Annotated in this window: 20 protein-coding genes and 1 pseudogene; 11 read left to right on the forward strand and 10 right to left on the reverse strand. The window is 60.1% G+C overall.

The window, feature by feature from the left end; genetic code table 11:
- Positions 1-3 precede the first annotated feature (3 nt).
- Positions 4-2,040 (reverse strand): ParB N-terminal domain-containing protein, encoded by a 2,037-nt coding sequence (locus tag J2Y63_RS29795; RefSeq protein WP_306041612.1) that lies wholly within the window; start codon positions 2,038-2,040, stop codon positions 4-6.
- 662 nt (positions 2,041-2,702) lie between these two features.
- On the opposite strand from J2Y63_RS29795, the pseudogene J2Y63_RS29800 reads away from it, so the two are divergent.
- A pseudogene (locus J2Y63_RS29800) lies at positions 2,703-2,969 on the forward strand (hypothetical protein); the annotation flags it as partial.
- 655 nt (positions 2,970-3,624) lie between these two features.
- On the opposite strand, the gene J2Y63_RS29805 reads toward J2Y63_RS29800, so the two are convergent.
- The 5 genes from J2Y63_RS29805 to J2Y63_RS29825 form a co-directional block, all read right to left on the reverse strand.
- Entirely contained in the window at positions 3,625-3,768 is a 144-nt protein-coding gene (locus J2Y63_RS29805; protein ID WP_306041615.1) for a hypothetical protein, read from the reverse strand.
- A 420-nt stretch (positions 3,769-4,188) separates the two neighbouring features.
- Complete coding sequence (locus J2Y63_RS29810) at positions 4,189-4,497, reverse strand: hypothetical protein (RefSeq protein ID WP_306041617.1); 309 nt, start codon at positions 4,495-4,497, stop codon at positions 4,189-4,191.
- A complete protein-coding gene (locus J2Y63_RS29815) occupies positions 4,494-4,679 on the reverse strand; it encodes a hypothetical protein (RefSeq protein ID WP_306041619.1) in 186 nt (61 codons plus the stop codon). The genes J2Y63_RS29810 and J2Y63_RS29815 overlap by 4 nt, the downstream gene beginning before the upstream one ends.
- Before the next feature lie 31 nt (positions 4,680-4,710).
- On the reverse strand, positions 4,711-5,571 hold the full coding sequence (locus tag J2Y63_RS29820) for a hypothetical protein (protein ID WP_306041621.1): 861 nt from the start codon (positions 5,569-5,571) through the stop codon (positions 4,711-4,713).
- Positions 5,572-5,590: 19 nt separating this feature from the next.
- A complete protein-coding gene (locus J2Y63_RS29825) occupies positions 5,591-5,911 on the reverse strand; it encodes a DUF736 domain-containing protein (RefSeq protein WP_306041623.1) in 321 nt (106 codons plus the stop codon).
- A 505-nt stretch (positions 5,912-6,416) separates the two neighbouring features.
- Here J2Y63_RS29825 and J2Y63_RS29830 point away from each other — a divergent pair.
- Positions 6,417-6,728 carry a hypothetical protein gene (locus J2Y63_RS29830; RefSeq protein ID WP_306041624.1) on the forward strand — a complete coding sequence of 104 codons (312 nt, stop codon included), beginning with the start codon at positions 6,417-6,419 and terminating at the stop codon, positions 6,726-6,728.
- A gap of 236 nt (positions 6,729-6,964) precedes the next feature.
- Positions 6,965-7,942, forward strand: a complete 978-nt coding sequence (locus tag J2Y63_RS29835; RefSeq protein ID WP_306041626.1) for an antitoxin Xre/MbcA/ParS toxin-binding domain-containing protein — start codon at positions 6,965-6,967, stop codon at positions 7,940-7,942.
- 188 nt (positions 7,943-8,130) lie between these two features.
- On the opposite strand, the gene J2Y63_RS29840 is transcribed toward J2Y63_RS29835, so the two are convergent.
- The 3 genes from J2Y63_RS29840 to J2Y63_RS29850 all read right to left on the reverse strand — a co-directional run bounded on the left by J2Y63_RS29840 (position 8,131) and on the right by J2Y63_RS29850 (position 10,273).
- A complete protein-coding gene (locus tag J2Y63_RS29840; RefSeq protein WP_306041627.1) occupies positions 8,131-8,979 on the reverse strand; it encodes a DUF932 domain-containing protein in 849 nt (282 codons plus the stop codon).
- 433 nt (positions 8,980-9,412) lie between these two features.
- Positions 9,413-9,730, reverse strand: a complete 318-nt coding sequence (locus J2Y63_RS29845; protein WP_306041629.1) for a single-stranded DNA-binding protein — start codon at positions 9,728-9,730, stop codon at positions 9,413-9,415.
- A gap of 33 nt (positions 9,731-9,763) precedes the next feature.
- Positions 9,764-10,273, reverse strand: coding sequence for a hypothetical protein (locus tag J2Y63_RS29850; protein WP_306041631.1), 510 nt, complete (start codon positions 10,271-10,273; stop codon positions 9,764-9,766).
- 109 nt (positions 10,274-10,382) lie between these two features.
- On the opposite strand from J2Y63_RS29850, the gene J2Y63_RS29855 reads away from it, so the two are divergent.
- The 3 genes from J2Y63_RS29855 to J2Y63_RS29865 all read left to right on the forward strand — a co-directional run bounded on the left by J2Y63_RS29855 (position 10,383) and on the right by J2Y63_RS29865 (position 14,387).
- Complete coding sequence (locus tag J2Y63_RS29855) at positions 10,383-10,589, forward strand: helix-turn-helix domain-containing protein (protein WP_306041633.1); 207 nt, start codon at positions 10,383-10,385, stop codon at positions 10,587-10,589.
- Between the two features lie 109 nt (positions 10,590-10,698).
- Positions 10,699-11,142 (forward strand): hypothetical protein, encoded by a 444-nt coding sequence (locus J2Y63_RS29860; RefSeq protein ID WP_306041635.1) that lies wholly within the window; start codon positions 10,699-10,701, stop codon positions 11,140-11,142.
- A gap of 380 nt (positions 11,143-11,522) precedes the next feature.
- Complete coding sequence (locus J2Y63_RS29865; protein WP_306041636.1) at positions 11,523-14,387, forward strand: YecA family protein; 2,865 nt, start codon at positions 11,523-11,525, stop codon at positions 14,385-14,387.
- Between the two features lie 9 nt (positions 14,388-14,396).
- Here J2Y63_RS29865 and J2Y63_RS29870 read toward each other — a convergent pair whose 3' ends face one another.
- Positions 14,397-15,503 carry a DUF3800 domain-containing protein gene (locus J2Y63_RS29870; protein ID WP_306041638.1) on the reverse strand — a complete coding sequence of 369 codons (1,107 nt, stop codon included), beginning with the start codon at positions 15,501-15,503 and terminating at the stop codon, positions 14,397-14,399.
- A 380-nt stretch (positions 15,504-15,883) separates the two neighbouring features.
- On the opposite strand from J2Y63_RS29870, the gene blh reads away from it, so the two are divergent.
- Genes blh through J2Y63_RS29895 form a run of 5 tightly spaced genes read left to right on the forward strand, consistent with a single transcriptional unit; the run spans position 15,884 to position 19,131 of the window.
- Positions 15,884-17,182: a bifunctional sulfur transferase/dioxygenase Blh gene (blh, locus tag J2Y63_RS29875; protein WP_306041640.1), complete on the forward strand. Its 1,299-nt coding sequence runs from the start codon at positions 15,884-15,886 to the stop codon at positions 17,180-17,182.
- Positions 17,173-17,520, forward strand: a complete 348-nt coding sequence (gene bigR / locus J2Y63_RS29880; protein WP_088016576.1) for a sulfite-sensing transcriptional repressor BigR — start codon at positions 17,173-17,175, stop codon at positions 17,518-17,520. Before blh ends, bigR begins: the two co-directional genes overlap by 10 nt.
- Complete coding sequence (locus J2Y63_RS29885; RefSeq protein ID WP_050746463.1) at positions 17,517-17,927, forward strand: YeeE/YedE family protein; 411 nt, start codon at positions 17,517-17,519, stop codon at positions 17,925-17,927. The genes bigR and J2Y63_RS29885 overlap by 4 nt, the downstream gene beginning before the upstream one ends.
- Positions 17,924-18,355: a YeeE/YedE family protein gene (locus J2Y63_RS29890; RefSeq protein ID WP_050746464.1), complete on the forward strand. Its 432-nt coding sequence runs from the start codon at positions 17,924-17,926 to the stop codon at positions 18,353-18,355. The genes J2Y63_RS29885 and J2Y63_RS29890 overlap by 4 nt, the downstream gene beginning before the upstream one ends.
- Positions 18,352-19,131, forward strand: coding sequence for a sulfite exporter TauE/SafE family protein (locus J2Y63_RS29895; protein ID WP_197284035.1), 780 nt, complete (start codon positions 18,352-18,354; stop codon positions 19,129-19,131). The genes J2Y63_RS29890 and J2Y63_RS29895 overlap by 4 nt, the downstream gene beginning before the upstream one ends.
- Positions 19,132-19,146 lie beyond the last annotated feature (15 nt).

Here is a 19,146-nt window from a genome sequence, read left to right on the forward strand (position 1 = left end):
CGATTACTCGGCTGCTTCGGGGAACTGCTGGTGCTCGGCGTTCGGCTTGTCCTCGATGTCGAACGGGCAAACGCCGTCATCATCGACATCGGTCTCCGCCATCCGCTCGCGCTCCTGCTCGGCGGTGAGAGCAATCCGCACCGGCGCGGGCAGCCATCCGGTTCCGGTGATCTTCCGTTCGGCATATTCCACGGCTTTCGCCTTTTCCATGCCGGGAACGCCGAGCGCGAAATCCTCGCCAGCGGCTTCGGTGACCGCCTGCTTGATCCCCGCCTTGCTGATCCGGCCGAAGTAGTTTTCGCCGGTCGGTTCGTACCACTGCGTCATGTCGATCTTAAGGGCCTGTGCCAGCCGTTCGGCATGGGCGCGCTGCGACTTCCGCTCATAGTGCGGGTGTTGCACGGCATTGACGGACTTTGCCGCCGCATAGGCCAGGAGGTCGAGAAGCGTTGACGTCGGCTGCTCAAGGCACCATTCCAGAAGATCGCTCGGCTTGCCCGGAATGGTATGCCCGTAGTTTTCCTTGAGTTCGTCCATCGCCACGATGCCCTTGCACTCCGCTGGATTGGCAATGCTGTTTTCCAGCCTTTCGCTTTTCACCGTTACCTCAAGGGACGTGTACTCATTGCCGCCGTAGTTGCCGAAGAGGTTCACCAGCATGGCATGCACCACGACGGCGAGGGCGACGTCCGGATTATGCGCAAGCTCGGCCCGGATGGCGGCGGTCTTCTGCGCCGTAAGCTCCTGCACAAGCAGGGCGGGAATTTTGAACGTCGGTTCGGGGCGCTGTTCGGGCTGCTGCGCAACCGTCATCTCACCTGCTTCCGTCTCCTCGTTATCGCCTTCGGCGCTTTCGTCGCCGTCTTCCCCCTCGTCTCCGGCCTCGACTTCATCATCGGGCCGGACAAGACCGCGCTCGATTTCGACATTGCCGTAATAGTCCATCGTGACATAGCAACCGGCCTTGGCGATGTCCTCCGGGGCGTAGGCTTCCTGCGCCGTCGATAGAACCGCCAGCCTCGCCCGAATGGCTTCGATGCGCGGCTCGGCCCCGCCGTCGGCCACCCCTGCCTCGATCTGCTCCGCCAGCTCGTCATGTTCGTGTTCCAGCCGTTCCTCCTCGGCCTGTTCCTCGTCCGTCAACGGAACGTCGGTGGGATAAACCCGGTGCATGCGATGGGCTTCGTCCGGGATGACCGGCACGACCTCCACCCATTTCCAGCCTTCCCCGCGAACTGTTCCGGCCTCGGCTTCAAGCCGGTCGCCGACAAGCTTTTCGACAAGAGCGACGTCGAGCGCATAGCCGCCGTTCTGCTCATCGAAGAGATCGCGCTTGACGGCTCCACCAGCGGCTTCATAGGCGTCGATCCCGCCGATGAATTTCATGCGCTTGTCGGTGGCCTTTACGGCTTCGCCTTGCAGGGCAGTACGAATGGCGCGGTGATCGCAATTCCACGATGGCAAACTATTCCAGACTTCCACCTGCCTTTCGTGATCGTCGGACACGGTGAAGGCCGAAAGCTGCTGGAAGCTGATAATCTCGTTGCGGTAAAGATCGAGCAGGGCAGGGGCGACACGGCCCAGGGCGAGGCGCTTGCGCACCATGACCTCGGTGGTGCCGAAACGGGCGGCGATATCCTCGACGGACTTCCCGGCGTCGGCCATGACGCGGAACGCCTCGTATTCATCGACCGGGTGCATGGCTTCCCGCTGCATGTTTTCGATGAGGCTGATTTCGGTCGCCTCGGCGGCGCTGCGCTCCTTGCATTCGACCGCGAAATCCTTCGCAATCTCGCCCAACTCCGCCAGAAGGTCGAGCGCGGCATGGCGCCGACCGCCGGCTGTCACAAAGAAGCGACCCCGTTTGTCACCTTTGCGGACGACGAGGTTCTGCAGAATGCGGTAGCCGTCACCGCGAATGGTCGCGGCCAGTTCCTCGATACCTTCCTTGCTATAGGTCTTGCGCACGTTCAGGGGGTCGCGGTCGAGCTTGTTCAGCGCCACCATGATGGTTTCGGTTGCTGCACTGGTGTCGGTCATTGTCGGTCTCCTTGGTTTCCCGTTTCCCGCAGGGGAAGCCCCTTTCGGGCGAAGCCTCCCCGGTCTTTCCGGGGGAATGGCCTCTGACATTCCCCCGGACAGAGGGGGGAGGGCGCAGCCCGCCCCACGGCGGCGGTCGTTCGGGTCAAGGGGTCGTGGCGGGGAAAAAACGGAAGGTTCGGCGCGCAGCGGTGAAAGCCGTTTTTTTGCCGGCGCGACAAGCGGCTGTGCCGCGCCTGCCCCTTGATCCGAACGGCCGGCGCTGTCATGGGGCGGAAACAGGAACGCTGCCCGGAACGGGCCTCCCCTTCGGGCGCGTAGCGCCCGTTGGACAAGCGATCGTTACCGGGATCGGCGGAGACGGCCGCAAGCCGGCTTCGTGCTTCGCATAGAGCGCGGCCGACCGGAACGGGCGTTGGCCCCTCCCATCCACAATGCTCGATACGAGACAGATTGACTCCAAATGGGAACAAGAACAAATAAGGAACATACGCTCATTCCGAGCAATTATTCCTATGCACGTCACTGTGCGTGGGTAGACTCTGCTCGCCCATATTTCCAGCGGAGCCGACCCTGCGAAAACTTGACGATATCGAGCGGCTCATCTTGATTTCGTTGGGCTTTCGCCTCGATGGAGCAACAGGCGGGAGCGCGGTCGCCCGGTCGGTGTTATGCCGTTTGCGAGAACCGGCCGCATAGCCGTCATGGTCTGTCCGAGGGACGCAAAAGCCGCCGGCGTCAAGAACGTAGTGTCGATCCACGAGGTCAAGCAGATTTGTCCCGACCGAAGCGTCGTGCCGCAAAAGCTGGACCTGTCGCAACTGTATCACGACGAGATCGCGGCAAAGGCAAGCTACAAGAACGCGGCTGCTACGGCCAGACGCTTTCCATGGCGCAAATCGAGTGGCTTTGTGGGCGGGCGGGCGTAGCGCAGCGACGCCGCGCCGGGGGAGGGGGCGCGTAGCGCGCGGGACGCGCCGGCGCGATGTGAAACGAGCAGGCGCTGTCCTCTAACGATGAAGAGCATCGGAGAAATCAGCATCGCGCCGCCCGTGGGCGGGATTTCGGGAATTCTCGTCGCGCGAGAGCGGACGGAGCGCAGCCGCAGGAGGCTCAGCATAGCGGCCCGCAGGGCGAGCCGGGACCGACTGCGCCCGCTCGCAGCGCTCCGCTTTTTCTTGGGCGGGCAGGGGTGTTCGAGGGGTGGGGCTTCGGGGCACCCCTCGCCCTGCTCCGCGCCGCTCGATGCGGCAGGGGACAGGCAAACGGCGGAGACGGCTGAAGTCTGGTTCTATGCTTCGCATAGAGCGCGCCCAACCGGAACAGGCAGTGCCCCACCAGGATACCGAAGAAAATCACCATCATGGAAAACCGCCCGTTTCCCACGAGGCTCCGGAAAACCCTACGGCGCTATTGGGGAGCGCGGGTTTCCTCCGCCTGCTCCGCTCGCCTGCGGCTCGCTGCGGCCGCGGCCGCGCCGTCCTCACGGCGCTGCGGCTGGGAAACGGGCATCATCACCGGGAAACAGGCAGAAAGAAAAGCGCGCGGACAAGCTGCCCTTTGCTTTCCGGCATTGGAAAACCTTCACCACCAGCCAAGCTTACGGCCCGCCAAAAAGCCCGCCGCTGCCACAAGAAAGGTCAAGAGAACGGCGGAGATGGCGAAGTAGCCCTCAGCACCAACGCTGATGCCGACGACTTCGAGATTGAGCTTGTTAAGGGGCTGCATCGTGTTGGTCCTTTCACCAAAAAGAAAACGTGAAAGAACCGGGCTGCTTGCTGCGCAAAATATCACACCACAGAGGCTCGCCAAGGGGGGGTGCGCGCACGGCGCCGCAAATCGGTCTAGACCGGATAGCGTAAGTCTTTGAATCAACACGAATCTATTTTTAAAATTCGGCCCATCCGCTTAAACTCATGGACCCGCGAGGTCCGCTGACAGGCGCAATCGACTCTAGGTACCCCTGTACCAGAATCCGGAAACGCCCGCATCTAGCCAGGCATGGCCGATTTTCGAAGTTTGGGCGGGAAGGGGAGAGCGAGGGGAGGGGCGAGGGCTCCCCCCCAACCGATGCGCGCCCGCTCGATGCGGGCGCCATCGGTCAAAAGCGGTCCTGCTCCTCCGAGATGATGGCGGGGCAGGGGGGAACTACAGGATGAAACCAAGTTTCTCGGCGATGGAAGGCTCATAGTCGTGACCCGCCTCCGCCAAAAGCGCAATCATGTCGGCGCGCTCAAGGCCGCGAACCTCGTAGCCTTGCCGGCGCGCCGCCTCGATGACCCCTTCCAAGGTCGGGAATTCCTCCAAGAGCGTGCCGAGCCAGATTTCCGGCGAGCCGAAATCGTCGTCCGTGTCGAAGCCCTGAAGGAAAAAGGTGCGCAACGGCGGGTCGAATCCGATGACAGCCTCGTCGTCCGTTCTCTCGCCTTTCAGGAGGGTGATCGTATAGCGGCTCATTCGTAATCCTCGCTTTGCAAATTCCATTCGGTTTTCCACCTCGGATCGTCAAAGACAGGAACCTCGGCGCTGCCACTCTCGAATTTCTCGATGACCCTTTCGTGATCTTCCGCATCGACCTCCACGGTGATCCGGCGTTCGGTGCGGAATGTCTGGATAATGGTAATGGTCTGCTTACCCATAGGGGTTTTCCTTCCTCGCTTGGACCAGTGCTTAGAAGGCGAAGGCGGCTTGACCGCTTGCCTGCACATATGAGGCGCTATCGCCTGCTGCATAGCGCTCGCGCCCCAGCTCGGACCATTGAAGGAAACCGGCGCGGTCATGGCGAAACCAGCCATCCTCAATGCCGAAAATCATTCCCCATGCCACGGCCTCGGCCGACAGGCGGCCGGTATTGATCGGCCAATGCTCCGCGCCCTTTTCCTGACGGCAAAGGCACGGCGCCGAGAAGGTGCGGATCGTCGCGCTGCGTTCGCCGGGCTCTTTCGAACCGACTGCATCCATGACCTTTCGGGCGTCTGGGACGGAGAGATAGCCGGATGCCTTCTTGTCCTCGTGATGGGAATAGCGGCATCCGAAGGCGACGGCCTGCATGATGCAGTCCCGCTCGGTGAATTCTCGCGTTTCCAGCAATTCGCGCCATTTCCCCGCCATGACCAGATCGACGGCATGCCACCAGCGGGCGGTCGGCGCAGTGGAATAGCCGTGACGGTTCGGCGCGCCGCTGCGCGCGATCTCGAAACCCAGCCGGGTCTCAACATGCCGAACGTAGGGATGATCGGCCAAGAGGGGATGGCGAAGGCCGAGGGTGCGCGGCTGATCGTCATCGGGGCGGCAAACCTCGATTGGAAAGCGGAACATGCGCGACGGCAGGCTCCACGGCGCTGGCATGTCGAAACTTTGCGGGACCGACAGGGAATTGTTGATGTCGAGAAGGGCGAGGTTGGGCGCGAAGCCCTTCTCCACCAGCGCAACGCCGAGCGTGTCGATGTTGGGGGCATCCATGATGATATCCTTGAAATCGTCGTCGAAGGTTTCCGGGTACGCCGAAGGGGAGCGATCCCCCTCGGTCATCAGGTGTTTCGGTCGTGGATCAGTCCCACGGAATGACGGCCATCAGGTCTTCGTCGTCCTGACCGGGGAAGCGGCCGAGATTGGCGTTGAGCCTGCCGTGCCCCGTGCTGACGGAGAGGCTGAGATAGTCGCCGCCGGTCTGGTTCTTTTTCTTCCAGATGCCGCCGACTTCGATGCGCCGACCACGCGGGGACTTGGCAAAAAGGCGGTAGACCGGCGCTTTTGCGTTGGTGCTGGTGAAGGCCTCGCCGGTGATATCGAGGTCGTAAGAGATCGAGGCAATGTTGCCGCTGATCGTGTTGTCTTCGTTGATGCGGATGAAGTTTGCGAGTTCGGTCATGGTCTGTCTCCTGAGTTTACGTTTCCCGAAGGGGAAGCCCCTTTCGGGCGAAGCCTCCCCGGTCTTTCCGGGGGAATGGCCTCTGACATTCCCCCGGACGGAGCGGGGAGGGCGAAAGCCCGCCCTGCGGCGACGGCCGGTCGGGTCAAGGGGTCGTGACGGGGAAAAAACGGAAGGTTCGGCCGCAGGCGGAAAGCCGTTTTTTTGCCGGCGCGACAAGCGGCTCTGCCGCGCCTGCCCCTTGATCCGAACGGCCGGCGCTGTCATGGGGCGGAAACAGAGATGCGGCCCGGCGACGGGCCTCAGTGCCGGGGGCATAGCCACCGACTGGACAAGCGATCATCACCGGGATCGGCGGAGACGGCCGAAGGCTGTCTCCGTGCTCGCATAGAGCGCGGCCGACCGGAACGGGCGGTGGCCCAACTCGCATTTCTGCGAGTTGCCTGCGTCAAACCTGCAGCTACGCTCCGTTCCGACAGGGATTTATCGCTGAAGGAGAAATGCAATGGAGACGGCGCCAACCCTCATCCTCTATACCGTGGCCGCCAAATCGCGCCCTGGCGAACATTGCTGGGACGACCCTTCCGTGCCGCCCTATTTCTACGAGGACAGGGACATGGCGAAACAGGCCTTGCTGGACTTGCGTGCTCATCTGCAGGCTGGTCGCGATCCCGACGATAGCCTGATCTGCCTGGAAAGGATCGAAACCGTTCCGATCACGACCGCTGCGATCATGGCTTTGCTGAACGATGGCTTTTCCGCCATCGTCAAGGACCATGCGGTCATCGAGACGATATCCTCCGGCTGTCGACCGTGACGAGGGCAGGTGGTGATTGCTTGTAGATTGACTGTGAAATGCCTATTTTACGAGAAATTACGGCGAAATCGCTGGTTCAAACGGCATGGGTGACGGTCAAAACCGGTTGACGAGCGAGGCCCATGACACTATGTTGAGAGCTAACAACTAACCCAGCATCCTGAGAGACATGGGCTCCGGGCGGTTGGGGGAAAAAGCCGGCGCAAGCCGGTTTTTTTATGTCTTGGGGGCAAGGAGTGCCGGCGTTAAGAACACGCGTCTATATCGACGGCTACAATCTCTATTACGGCTGCCTGCGCAAGACGGCGTTCAAATGGCTTGACGTCCTGGCCCTGTTCGAGACGCAAATTCTGCCGACGATCCTCTATCGCACGACGCCGGAAGCCGATCCGGCAACGATGGCCCTGCATCCGGACTGCGCGATCAAGTATTTCACCGCCAAGATCATCGAGAGTGCTTCCAAGGGCGAGGATTCGGTCTCGTCGCAGGCCCACTACCACAATGCGCTGACGTCGCATTGCGGCGGCCGGCTGTCTTTCGTGATGGGTCATTATTCCCTCTACAAGGCCAACCAGCATATTGTTCCAGCCGACGACCCGAAACGGTGGCCGCGCGATTGCGACAAGATCCAGGTCTGGAAGCTGGAGGAGAAGCAGTCGGATGTGAATCTGGCGCTCCAGCTTTATGATGACGCCCTGAGCGGAGAGATCGACCAGGTGGTGCTCGTCACCAACGATACGGACCTTGCGCCGGCCCTGGAAATGCTGGAGGCGCGTTGCCCACATATTGTCCGCGGCCTAGTTATACCGACTCGCAAGGTTGGCGCTGGTGGCGACCTCGAGCGGCAAGCCAACGTCTCGCTGGCAAAGCTGGCCCATTGGGTCCGGCGGCATATCACGGAGGACGAACTGCGCGCGTCGCAACTGCCGGATGTCGTCCCTGGCCGACGCCGTGCGAGCATAAAGCCGCATTCATGGTATGCGAAGCCGCACTATCTCGCGACAATGCTGGATAAGGCCCGCCCGGTGCTGCGCACCGATGGCGAAATCCTGAAATGGGCGCGCCAAGCTAACGCCCATCTCGGCGGTCGGCGGCCGATCGACCTGATTGAGACGGATGCTGGCGCGGTGGAAGTCTTCGACTACATCGACGCCTATATTCGCGGCCAGCTCGACAAGGTGGGCGATCGGGACGGTTTGTCCTCGAAATCCTAATGGCTATGGGCGGGAAGGGAGTTCGAGGGGCGGGGCTTTGGGGCGCCCTTCGTCCTGGACCGCGCCGCTCGATGCGGCGAGGGGCAGGCACACGGCCACCGGAGCTGACCGAACTCGCGGTTTCGCAAATGCAAAGGGACGCCCGACCTTACGGCCAGGCATCCCTTCAGGAACAATAGATGCGATGCTTACGCCTTCAGCGCGGCCATCCTTTCTCCCAGCAGCCACAGGGCCTTGTTGAGCTTGATATCCTGATCGATGCCGTTGACGGCACGGGAGGTTGCACGGCGCGGCCTGCCGAGATCGTCGCGGCCGACGCCGCGCAAACCACCCTTGATCGCGTTTTCCTGCACCACGTTCCACGTCGTCCACAGATCGTTGGCGCGGTCATCGTGACGGCGAGGGACAAGCAACTGCTCCGGCTTGATTGGCGTCGTCGTCTCGCCTTCGCTATCTCCGAAGCGGAGAACATGGGCGGCATCTGCCAGAATTCTAGCCTCCTCGGGGTTCATGCGCATGGTCGACCAATCCTGCGGAGCGGCAAGGGTGCGTTCGGCCTCGCCGAGAACGCGATAGGTTCCCTCGATGACCTTGTGCTGCGCGTCCCCGGAATGGCGGACCTTGATGGCGTCGATGGTGCCGGTCTGCGTCACGAGGGAATTGAGGCACCGCACCCGGAAAAGCCCGGCCATCAGTTCGTAGGCGCTGGTGCCGTCATTGGCGTTTTTCAGGAGGATTTCGCAGACGGTATCGCCGACATTATAGACCTTGCCGTCATCGACACGGCGCATTCGAATGAGGTGCTTGGTGAAGTCGGCCTTGCCCTCGGTGCGGCTGCGGGACTGCTTGGCGCCGACCGGCATGAAACCCTCGTTCATGAGGCCGCGCAAGACCTCGATGGTCGGGATGGGTTTGAAACGCTCGGACCGGCTCTCATGGGCGGTCACGGCAAAGATCGACGGCGCGATGCGGCGCATTTCGTTTTCGGTCAGGGCGCGGCCGGTGTCGAAACGGGCGGTCTCGGTGTAGATGTTCATTGTCTGTCTCCTGTTTTTCCCGTTTCCCGAAGGGGGAGCCCCCTTGGGCGAAGCCTTCCCGGTCTTTCCGGGGGAATGGCCTCTGACATTCCCCCGGACGGAGCGGGGAGGGCGAAAGCCCGCCCTGCGGCGACGGCCGGTCGGGTCAAGGGGTCGTGACGGGGAAAAAACGGAAGGTTCGGCCGCAGGCGGAAAGCCGTTTTTTTGCCGGCGCGACAAGCGGCTGTGCCGCGCCTGCCCCTTGATCCGAACGGCCGGCGCTGTCATGGGGCGGACACAGAGATGCGGCCCGACGCCGGGCCTCAATGCCGGAGGCGAAGCCGCCGACTAGACAAGCGATCGTTACCGGGATCGGCGGAGACGGCCGCAGGCTGGCTCCGTGCTTCGCATAGAGCGCGGCCGACCGGAACGGGCGGTGGCCAATGGCCTTTTGTCAGGATGGTTTCTTCGAGAGGAGATTAAAGAGCTGCGCGATGACGTCGGTGGTGTAAACCAGCTCCCCGTCGCGCTCGTAGCTGGAATTCGAGATCCGGGACTCGACATAGACGAGATCGCCCGGCCCGACATTTTCTTCGATCCACTCGGCCTGCTTCCTGTCGAGGATCGTCACCTGCGCCCAATCGGTGGCGGTTTTTCGATCGCCGTCGGCCTGCCATTCGCGATTGGTGGCGATGTTCACCTTTAGCACATTCTTGAGCTTTATGATGTTGCCGACGTGGCCGAGCAGGGTGTGTCGGTTGACAGTCCGCATGGATTTAAACCTTCCTTAACCGCTGAAATCCGGTTATTTGTGCAACTCGAACCAATGCCGCTCGGTTTGGCCAGAGGTGTCATTCTTGATGTCGAAGAAGTAAGGCTCTGACCTGAGCGGTCGAGACATGGAGACCGTTTGTATGCAGCTCCGCTGCCGATCAAAGTTGTAGAGACCGTGCGTATTGTCCTGGCAAACGTTGACTGTCTTGACGCACAGATCGCCTTCCCTGGCGAAGCCGTTGCGGTCCCTGCTGCTCCCGACCTGATAGCCCTCCGGGCACTCCGCATATCTCTGATAGCCCGGCTCTCTCGTTCCTCCTTCCGGGCAGATCGGCCAGTCGAAGCCCGGTTTCTTCATCGCGGAGATCAGCCGGTTCATCGGCGGATGGCAGGCGGGCACGCCCCTCCAGGACGGGTTGGAAGACGAAGCACACAACAGAACCTCGCAGCCCCATTCGCTCGCTGTAGCGGGCGTGGGCAGGGCGACGGCCGCCAGAAGGATTCCGGCGATGACGTTGGCAGGCGTGGCGTTGGCTGACATCGGCAACTCTCTCATCAAAAACACGAACGAGTAAACTATAGTTTATCAGATGGCACCGAGCAAACGCAAGAAGGCCGATACAGACCTTGGGACGATGATCCTGCGAAACATGGCGATCGTCATGGAGCGTGAGCGGGAGAAGCGCGGCCTGACGAAAAAGGAGCTGGTGAAGCTTTGCGAGATCACCACGCCTTACTATTTCCGGATTCTTGACGCGACGGCAAATCCGTCCCTTCAGGTCATCACGCGGATCAGCACCAATCTGAAGGTGCCTCTGCAAGACCTGATGCTCGGGATGAAATCCGAAGACAGGTGAATTCGCGATTGCCTCCGCCTTGATTACTCAACGATATCGTTGCGCAGGATGGAAATTATAATTTATCGTCATCCATCATGTTCGCGGCTCAACTGTGCCTGCGCGCCAAGTGAAGGATGACGAAATTTTGAGGCATCGACTGATTTTGGCGCTGCTGCTGGTGGCGCCTGCCGCGTGGGCCGCCGACAATCCCATGTGGCGAAGCGGCTTCACATGGTCCTGCACATTTTCCTCGGTCATTCGCTGCGAGCGAGCGACCGATTGCCTGTCGAGCGGGCAGGGGGGCAAGATCCAGGTGGCCTATCGCGAGAACCAGCTTATCGACCCGGCGGGGAAACCCCATGCCATCAAGCGCCACTACGTCCAGACCGTCGCCGGCAGTCCGATCGGCAGCGAGGTGAAAATCGAACTCGATACAAACGAGGTGATCTGGCTGTCACCCGCCGACCCGGCGGGGACATTTTCCGACAACTGGATCGGCGCGATGCTGTCTCCAAAAGCTGGCGTGATCGTACAGGAGCTTCGACCATTGATCTGTACACCACTCAACTAGCACGTCAATTTTGCAATTTGTCATAACCGCGCACGGTCCTGGTCACAGCTTTCTGGGGGCAAAATTGTTACCGACGATGCGCCGGTAGCAAGTAAGACGTTGTTCCCGATCATGATGACGTTGGCGTCATCTGGCGACGTCGAAGCGAACCCACCACGATGCATTGCGCTACCACCGCCGACGTTCAAAATTCGCGGGCTGCGGCGATACAGCATACCATTTTGAAGGCTGGCGCTTGTAGTGATCCACGGTAGAGATGGTCCGAGTGGCGCGAGGTTGATTTCGAGAGCCTGTGCCAGTTTAAGGCGACGGTTCCGCTTTTCGAAGCTATCGAGCTGCGCTACTGACGTCTGGCGGATTGTTAAACCCGGGGAGGGAGCATGACAAACGCGAACGGGCAAACAAGGCCAAAGGTCGTCGACTCGGCCCAGCTAAGCCGCATCGAAGCAACACATCGCGGCTTCCTATATCAGCATCTCTACGTAGCAGCTGTTCTCCTGCGCGCTGCCGAATTCAAGGCTTCATCTGTACTCGTCGAAAGCGATGAGGATCTGGAGGTTCTTTCGGATACGGGACGCATCTACGTCCAGGTCAAACTTCGCGCCGAGACACTTGGGTGGCCCGATGTATCGGAGGCGATAGATCGCTTTGCATCCTATCGAGCCCTTCATGAAAATGGTACTCGCGCTGGTTCAGCCCGCTTCATCATTGCGAGCAGCGCGCCGCCGCGTGCTTCGCTCATCAAACGAATGAACGAGTCAAGCTGGCCTGCAGATGTAGCGATCGAGTGGCCGGCTGAGCAAACGAGGTCCGATGAGATAGTCCCCTGGCCAAGGCCGAGCGTTATCGCAATGGCCGATCATGTCCGATCGTTGGCGGAGCGGTTGCCTTTTGCAGTGCTTACGCCCGACACGCTTATGTGGAAGCTTGCCGGAGTTGTCACGCTCGCTGCTGCGGGCCAGCCGCCGCGAACCGATCACCAGTTCCGTATATCCGACTTACCCGAACTGTTCGAGCAGTTAGTCATCCAGCTCCAGGACTTTCCGGCCCCTCCAAACCCCTATCGAGAGCAGGAGGACGAGCCATCTTTGTCGGGGAAAGGCCCGGCTAGGTTGATCACGGGTTACTCCGGATCAGGTAAAACCTCATGGGCGGCCAATGCCGCCTTACATACGATTGGCACCTTCATCTACTTTGACGCGCAGGACGTTCCAGGCGGAGGATTGGCCGCTGGGCTTGCAAGAGAAATTGCCGCGCGGATTTTTCAGGAGAAGGGTGGCCTGGGACAAGTGCTTCTGCCTGGTGCGTCGGGCATGGAAATCCTAAAGTCCATTGGAGGGCAGCATATTGTCGGTGAACCAGTCTCGGTCGTGCTCGATAACGCACATATTCCGCCGGCTGTCGATGTTGCAGCTTGCGTCCGTGCGGCGCAGGGGATTGATTTCGTTCTTCTGGGCCAGCCAGGGCGGAGCGCGCAGGAACTCGCCGCACTGCTTCAGATCGAGCAAGAAACCCTTGTGGGTTGGTCCGCCGACACCATAGCGGCGGAAGCTGCGTCGCATTCTTGCATTGTGGATCCGGCGTCGTGTCAGATGATGCTCGACCAGACGGGAGGTCTGCCACTCTACATCCAGAACGCGGTCCAGATTGCAACCACCGAACATGCAGGGTCGCTATCAGATTTTTGCAATAAGCTTGCGGCACTTTCCCACACCGTCGAGACAGCGCAAGAATTCATTCTTGCACACGTCATCGATACACTGCCGGAATCAGCAAGCCGTCTTCTGGCCATCCTCAGCATAAGCGACATCGCTATTTCGCGTGACGATGTTGCAGCGTATGCATCCGCGGTATTCGACATGAACCCCGTCGAACTTGCCGCAAGCCTCCGACGGCTGCGGACCGCTGGCCTGGTCCAGGCATTTGGAGGTGCCGCGCTGAAAGTACACGACGCAGCGAGGCTCGTTGGGCGGGGCCGGCTGTTGGAACTTGGTGAAGCCACTGCTCAAACCGCACGCCGGACGCTGAAAGATTTGCTCGCGAACTCCATCCGGGAACGGTGGGAGTACAGGAAGGTCATCCTCTATATCCGGTTGCTTGGCGAGACCGGTGAGATCAAGACGCTGGTTCAGTTCGGAACTGACGAAGTGTTCCACGAAATGGGCTTTTGGCCAATCATCGAACCTCATCTGATGAAAGCGGCCTTTTCCGAACAGGTCGACCCTGAATCTAGGTTCTGGGCGCTCGATGGCATTGTTTTCAACGAGATGAGGAAACACACAGGTACACCACGAAAGCACATTGACGAAATGAAGCGTCTGGTGCAGCGGTTCGAGCTTGGAGGTGACGAGCATCTGGCTGTCGGAATGAAGGAGATGACCCTTCTCGCACAGGAACGGAATGCCGAGGGTGCGAGGCGTCTGATGGACACCGTTCGCGCTGGCCTTCGCAATACACCCGCCCACAGCCGGATCTTTCGCTATAACGCCGCGTCCTCGATGTACTTTCTTGAAGAGTATGACGTCGCAGAGGCGCAAGTTCTACAGGTTCTGGACGAATACTTTAAGCTGCTAGGAGTAAGGCCGGAGACCGTGGTGGGCCTCAACCCACCGGAGCTTTACCCGCTCTTGAACAAGACGCCAGACCTTGAGGACGACATAAAGCACCTTGCCGATTGCCTCGATCTTCTGGCGAAAATCAAGACAGCGCAGGGGGCGATCTCACCCTTCGCGCGCCTGCACGCCATGAAATTTTATGCGATGGCGAACTCGCCAGAATCCTTGATCCGGGTCGGTCAGGATTTGGTTGACGAATTCATGAGCAGACGCGATTTCGTTGGTGCTCGCGAGATAATCGAAACGAACCTCTTACCAACGTTGCAGGAGCTGAAGCTTGCAAGTTACCTGATCCCAGTTCGATCACACTACGCGGTTGTCCTTGCATACTGTGGCGACTTCCGCCGGGCCGACGCGGAGATGGAGAGACTGGCTCCGTATGAGGTTGGGCTGTCGCCACAGGGTCGTACCGAACTCCTCGAGCAAAGACGCATTATCGCGCAGTTGAAGCTGTCCGGTCCTCCGCCACAGCTCCAGCTTCCCCCCAACCTCCCGCAACGGATGGCATCCTTCCGAGACGCCATGAACAGGGCTTCGTCACAGCGCCCGCGCAAGCGGGTCGGACGCAACGATCCTTGTCCCTGTGGTTCGGGCGCGAAATTCAAAAAATGTCATGGGAGCGGCGGATAGCAGCCAAAGTCATGGGTCAGAAGAGAACAGCAGATTCGTTTTTGCCGTGTCTGTCAAACTCATGACGCGGTGAGCGAACGCGTTGTTCTCCTCTGCGGCCCGGGTGAGATGGGCGCCCAGTTTGCTAAGGTTTGATCTTTGGCGAGCATCGAGAGCTGTTATATCATTTCGGATTTTGGCAGGACTGTTGAGCACGAGATAGTTGAAGAACTTACCGAGCAGGCCGGCGATGACATCCGAAAGCTGGATCATCGGCTCGTGCTTTGAATCGGAAAAACGAAAAGCAATGCCGGCAGGAAGGGGGAACGATTGAAACTTCTCGCGAACGACCTCCTCCACGTCCAGAACGTGTTCGGATTTGCCGAGGATCGTCAGGCGATGCCGGAAAAAGATGTCGAATCCTTCGATGAGAATATGCGCGTCATCCAGGGTACCTTCGATAAATGGGAACGTCTCGCCTTCGGCAGCCGCTTCGAAAAGGCTATCGAGTAGCCGTCCGTAAACGGGATGTAGGTGGCTGGCCTGTCGCTGGAGAATCGTCCGGAGGGCTTCGTAAAATCGCGGCCCGTCCCTCGGATCGATGGCTGGGAAATTGAAAGATCGGAAGAGCGATAATGTTGTGTCGAAATCGCTGCGTAGCGCGATGTTCAACATGTCTTTCAACGGCGGGGCAACGGCGACTAGGTCTGGACGTTCTGCAGCCAGGATCGCGCTGTCGACTATGTCGACAATCGACCAGTAGAGTTGATCGAGGCACTGATAGTGAATGTGCAGTCCCTGAGACTCGACCCAGTCTAACAAGTCCCCCAGGCGCCGGGAGCGCAATATTTGGATGAAGTCACCCTTCGCAATGTGGGTGAGTTTAATCTCGCCGGTCGTTGGTTGTAAGAAGAGAACGCGCCGCAGATCTTGGATGTCCGGGACGGCTACGTTGCTGGCGATGGCGACGCCGGCCAACACAAAACAGCCAGGGTCTTTGACATTCAGGCCGTTCGTGGTGACATGAAGTTTGCGATGATTGTTCGTCTCATCATAGTAGAGCGTGTAGGGGACATCGGCACGATTAAGGCCGTGCAATCGGATTTCCAAATCGCGAATGTCGTCTGAATTTTTCATTGTCCCCAAGCCTCATTTGCGCGGGGGAGCTTGGCGTTTGACCGGCTGGTTGGCAAGTGACTTGCAGTGGCGCGGGAGGATCGACACCGGTATGACCGGAGACCGCTTCCAAGCTAGGAAGCGCCGCATTTTCGTTACGTTATAACATATCAGATAAGTTCTATTATGGAACCGCGGCTTATATCGCTCGCGAAACAATGACAGCATTTTCAGCGTGCTGCAGGCCTCATAGTAGTCGGAGCAACTCACAACGCCGTCAGGTGTAGGCCGGTGCACATTCTCGACAACCCGCTGCGACAATCTGGTCATCGAACCCCGTTGTAATTTCTTCATTATATATTATATTATATTGTATAATGTATCGAAACATGGAGTCAGGCATGTCTGCCATCAAGATTTCTGAGAAGCTATCGGTCTCGCCGCAGCCGAGCGTCGACGTCATTCGGTCCCTGCGCAGCTTGGGGTTCACGACGCTGATCAACAACCGACCGGACGCCGAAGACGCTCTCCAGCCGGGAACGGACGCCGAAAAACAGGCGGCCGAGCATTGCGGCCTGTCCTACTCTTTCGTTCCTGTCACGCTCGGCACGATCACCGAAGCGGACGTGCGGTCGTTCCAGAAGGCGCTCGACGACTCCGGCGGACCGGTTTTCGCACACTGCAAGTCCGGCACGAGATCTCTCAGCCTGTACCTGATCGGGGAGGTCCTCGACGGCCGGATGGCTGCTGAGGACGTCGTCGAATTCGGACGAGCCAACGGCTTCGACACTAGTGCAGCTGCGGCATGGCTCGAGCAGAACGCAACGCGTCGCCCGAAGGTGATGGGCTTCTTCGACAGGCGCACCTGGAGCGTCCAGTATGTTGTGTCCGATCCAGCGACGGGCAAGTGCGCCATCATCGATCCAGTGCTCGATTTCGACGAGAAGGCCGGAGCCACTGGCACCATAAACGCCGACGCGATCCTCGACTATGTCCGGGAGAATGGCCTGACGGTGGAGTGGATCCTCGATACCCACCCACATGCCGACCATTTCTCCGCGGCCCAGTATTTGAAGGAGAAGACCGGTGGCAGAACCGCGATCGGCGAACGCGTTGTCGATGTTCAGAAGCTCTGGAAGGAGATCTACAACTGGCCTGAGCTAGCGATCGACGGCTCGCAATGGGACCGGCTTTTCGCACATGGTGAGACGTTCAAGGTCGGCTCCATCGACACCAAGGTGATGTTCTCGCCAGGGCATACACTTGCCTCGATCACCTATGTGGTCGGCGACGCGGCCTTCGTTCATGACACGCTGTTTATGCCCGACAGCGGCACGGCGCGCGCCGACTTCCCCGGCGGTGATGTCCGCATCCTATGGAAGTCGATTCAGGATATCCTCGCTCTCCCGGACGAGACACGCATCTTCACCGGACACGACTACCAGCCGGACGGCCGTGCTCCGCGCTGGGAAAGCACCGTGGCCGAGCAGAAGAAATTCAACGAGCATCTTGCTGGCGTGACAGAAGAACAGTTCGTGACGCTCCGGACGAAGCGTGACAAGACGCTGCCCATGCCGAAGCTCATCCTGCATGCCCTGCAGGTGAACATCCGCGGTGGGCGACTGCCGGAGCCGGAAGCGAACGGCAAGCGCTACCTGAAGTTTCCGCTCGACGCATTGCAGGGAGCCGCATGGGAATGAGCACCGACTCAGAGAAAATGATGAAGGCGCGGCTCTCTCCCGCCGAGATGGCGGGCCGAGCCGGAGCCGTCGCCGATCTTCTGAAGACGTTGTCCCACCAGGCGCGTCTGATGATCGTATGCACGCTGGTCGAGGGCGAGTTCTCGGTCGGCGAACTCGAGGAAAAGCTTGACGTCCATCAGCCGCATCTTTCGCAGCATCTGACCGTGCTGCGGAGCTCTGGCATCGTCGAAACCCGGCGGGAGGGAAAGCAGATCTTCTACCGCCTGACCGAGGAGAAAGCCGCACAGCTGGTCTCCGCCCTCTATGACATCTTCTGCGTAAAGGAAGAGACATGAGCATCTATTTCCAGTCGCTGAGCGGCGGCATGTTGATCGGCGCCTCCGCGGTCATGCTCCTGCTCTTGAACGGCCGGATTGCCGGCATCAGCGGCATTGTCGGGCGTCTGGCTCAAGGCGTCGGCCTGACCACCAATCTTGCGTTCGTTCTTGGCCTCCTGCTCGGGCCGCTCGTCTACCTGCTGGTCATTGGTGGCTGGCCGACTGTTGAGATCATCACAGCCTGGCCGCTGATCATCGTGGCCGGACTGCTGGTCGGCTTCGGCTCGCGGATGGGATCCGGCTGCACCAGCGGACACGGCGTGCTCGGGCTTGCCCGCCTGTCGCCGCGATCGATGGTGGCCGTTGCCACATTCCTGTCCGCGGGCGTGGTCGCGGTCGCCATTCTACGAGGTTTCGGACTATGAACAGGACCATCTATCAGTTCGGCGCCGCCCTCTTATCCGGCATCGTCTTCGGCTTCGGCCTGTCGCTTTCGGGCATGCTCAATCCGGTTCGCGTCCGAGGCTTCCTTGACGTCTTCGGCAACTGGGATCCAAGTCTTGCCTTCGTCCTCGGCGGCGCCGTCGCTGTCGCCTTCATCGGCGTTCAGGTGATGAAGAAGATGCGCCATCCCACCTTCGACGACAGTTTCCATGTGCCCACGACCCGGAAGATCGACGCGCCGCTGCTCATCGGATCGGCCTTGTTCGGAATTGGCTGGGGGATCGGCGGCTTCTGTCCCGGCCCTGCAGTCGCCTCCCTATCGGTTGGCATCCCACAAACGGTGTTGTTCGTCGCCGCCATGTTAATCGGTATGGCAGTCTACGACAGAGCGTGGAGCAGAAGAACATGATTGGTTCCGTTCTAGCGGCTGTCGGCTCCGGCGGGATCGTCGGCTTCATGCTCGGCCTTCTCGGCGGCGGCGGCTCGATCCTGGCGACCCCGCTCCTCCTCTACGTCGTCGGAGTCGCGCAGCCTCATGTCGCGATTGGAACCGGTGCGCTTGCAGTTTCGGTCAACGCTTTCGCGAACTTTACGAGCCACGCAATCAAGGGACACGTCTGGTGGCGGTGCGCCGCGGTGTTTGCAGCGCTCGGCGTCCTCGGCGCGCTAGCAGGCTCCAGCCTCGGAAAGGCGATGGACGGAGACCGACTGATTCTCCTGTTCGGCATTCTGATGGTCGTCGTCGGCGCCCTGATGCTTAAGCCCAGGAAGCCGCCGTCGGTCGAAAGCCGGCCGATCGACCTTAAGATGTGCTTTGTCACAGCAGCCGTGGCGCTGGCCGCCGGAGCGGCGTCAGGCTTCTTCGGGATCGGCGGGGGGTTCCTGATTGTGCCAGGTCTGATGCTGGCAACCGGCATGCCGATGATCAATGCGATCGGCACGTCGCTTCTGTCCGTCGGCGCCTTCGGACTGGCGACCGCGCTGAACTATGCGGCATCCGGGCTGGTGGACTGGTGGCTTGCAACGGAGTTCATCGGTGGAGGCATCGCAGGCGGCATCCTCGGAATGAGGCTGGCAACTCGACTGAGTGGCTACAAGAACACACTCAACCGTCTGTTCGCGGCGCTCATCTTCGTCGTCGCTGGCTACATCTTCTACCGAAGCTGGGGGCCGACGATGGCTTGATCACAATGTCCGCCA

This window comes from Shinella sp. BE166 (genome assembly GCF_051201095.1).
In the GTDB taxonomy this organism is placed as follows: domain Bacteria; phylum Pseudomonadota; class Alphaproteobacteria; order Rhizobiales; family Rhizobiaceae; genus Shinella; species Shinella lacus.

Excerpts from the sequence above, each read along its gene's own strand:
- J2Y63_RS29795 (WP_306041612.1), bottom strand. The coding sequence starts at position 2,040 with ATGACCGACACCAGTGCAGCAACCGAAACCATCATGGTGGCGCTGAAC.
- J2Y63_RS29805 (WP_306041615.1), bottom strand. The coding sequence starts at position 3,768 with ATGCAGCCCCTTAACAAGCTCAATCTCGAAGTCGTCGGCATCAGCGTT.
- J2Y63_RS29810 (WP_306041617.1), bottom strand. The coding sequence starts at position 4,497 with ATGAGCCGCTATACGATCACCCTCCTGAAAGGCGAGAGAACGGACGAC.
- J2Y63_RS29815 (WP_306041619.1), bottom strand. The coding sequence starts at position 4,679 with ATGGGTAAGCAGACCATTACCATTATCCAGACATTCCGCACCGAACGC.
- J2Y63_RS29820 (WP_306041621.1), bottom strand. The coding sequence starts at position 5,571 with ATGACCGAGGGGGATCGCTCCCCTTCGGCGTACCCGGAAACCTTCGAC.
- J2Y63_RS29825 (WP_306041623.1), bottom strand. The coding sequence starts at position 5,911 with ATGACCGAACTCGCAAACTTCATCCGCATCAACGAAGACAACACGATC.
- J2Y63_RS29830 (WP_306041624.1), top strand. The coding sequence starts at position 6,417 with ATGGAGACGGCGCCAACCCTCATCCTCTATACCGTGGCCGCCAAATCG.
- J2Y63_RS29840 (WP_306041627.1), bottom strand. The coding sequence starts at position 8,979 with ATGAACATCTACACCGAGACCGCCCGTTTCGACACCGGCCGCGCCCTG.
- J2Y63_RS29845 (WP_306041629.1), bottom strand. The coding sequence starts at position 9,730 with ATGCGGACTGTCAACCGACACACCCTGCTCGGCCACGTCGGCAACATC.
- J2Y63_RS29850 (WP_306041631.1), bottom strand. The coding sequence starts at position 10,273 with ATGTCAGCCAACGCCACGCCTGCCAACGTCATCGCCGGAATCCTTCTG.
- J2Y63_RS29855 (WP_306041633.1), top strand. The coding sequence starts at position 10,383 with ATGGCGATCGTCATGGAGCGTGAGCGGGAGAAGCGCGGCCTGACGAAA.
- J2Y63_RS29865 (WP_306041636.1), top strand. The coding sequence starts at position 11,523 with ATGACAAACGCGAACGGGCAAACAAGGCCAAAGGTCGTCGACTCGGCC.
- J2Y63_RS29870 (WP_306041638.1), bottom strand. The coding sequence starts at position 15,503 with ATGAAAAATTCAGACGACATTCGCGATTTGGAAATCCGATTGCACGGC.
- blh (WP_306041640.1), top strand. The coding sequence starts at position 15,884 with ATGTCTGCCATCAAGATTTCTGAGAAGCTATCGGTCTCGCCGCAGCCG.
- bigR (WP_088016576.1), top strand. The coding sequence starts at position 17,173 with ATGGGAATGAGCACCGACTCAGAGAAAATGATGAAGGCGCGGCTCTCT.
- J2Y63_RS29885 (WP_050746463.1), top strand. The coding sequence starts at position 17,517 with ATGAGCATCTATTTCCAGTCGCTGAGCGGCGGCATGTTGATCGGCGCC.
- J2Y63_RS29890 (WP_050746464.1), top strand. The coding sequence starts at position 17,924 with ATGAACAGGACCATCTATCAGTTCGGCGCCGCCCTCTTATCCGGCATC.
- J2Y63_RS29895 (WP_197284035.1), top strand. The coding sequence starts at position 18,352 with ATGATTGGTTCCGTTCTAGCGGCTGTCGGCTCCGGCGGGATCGTCGGC.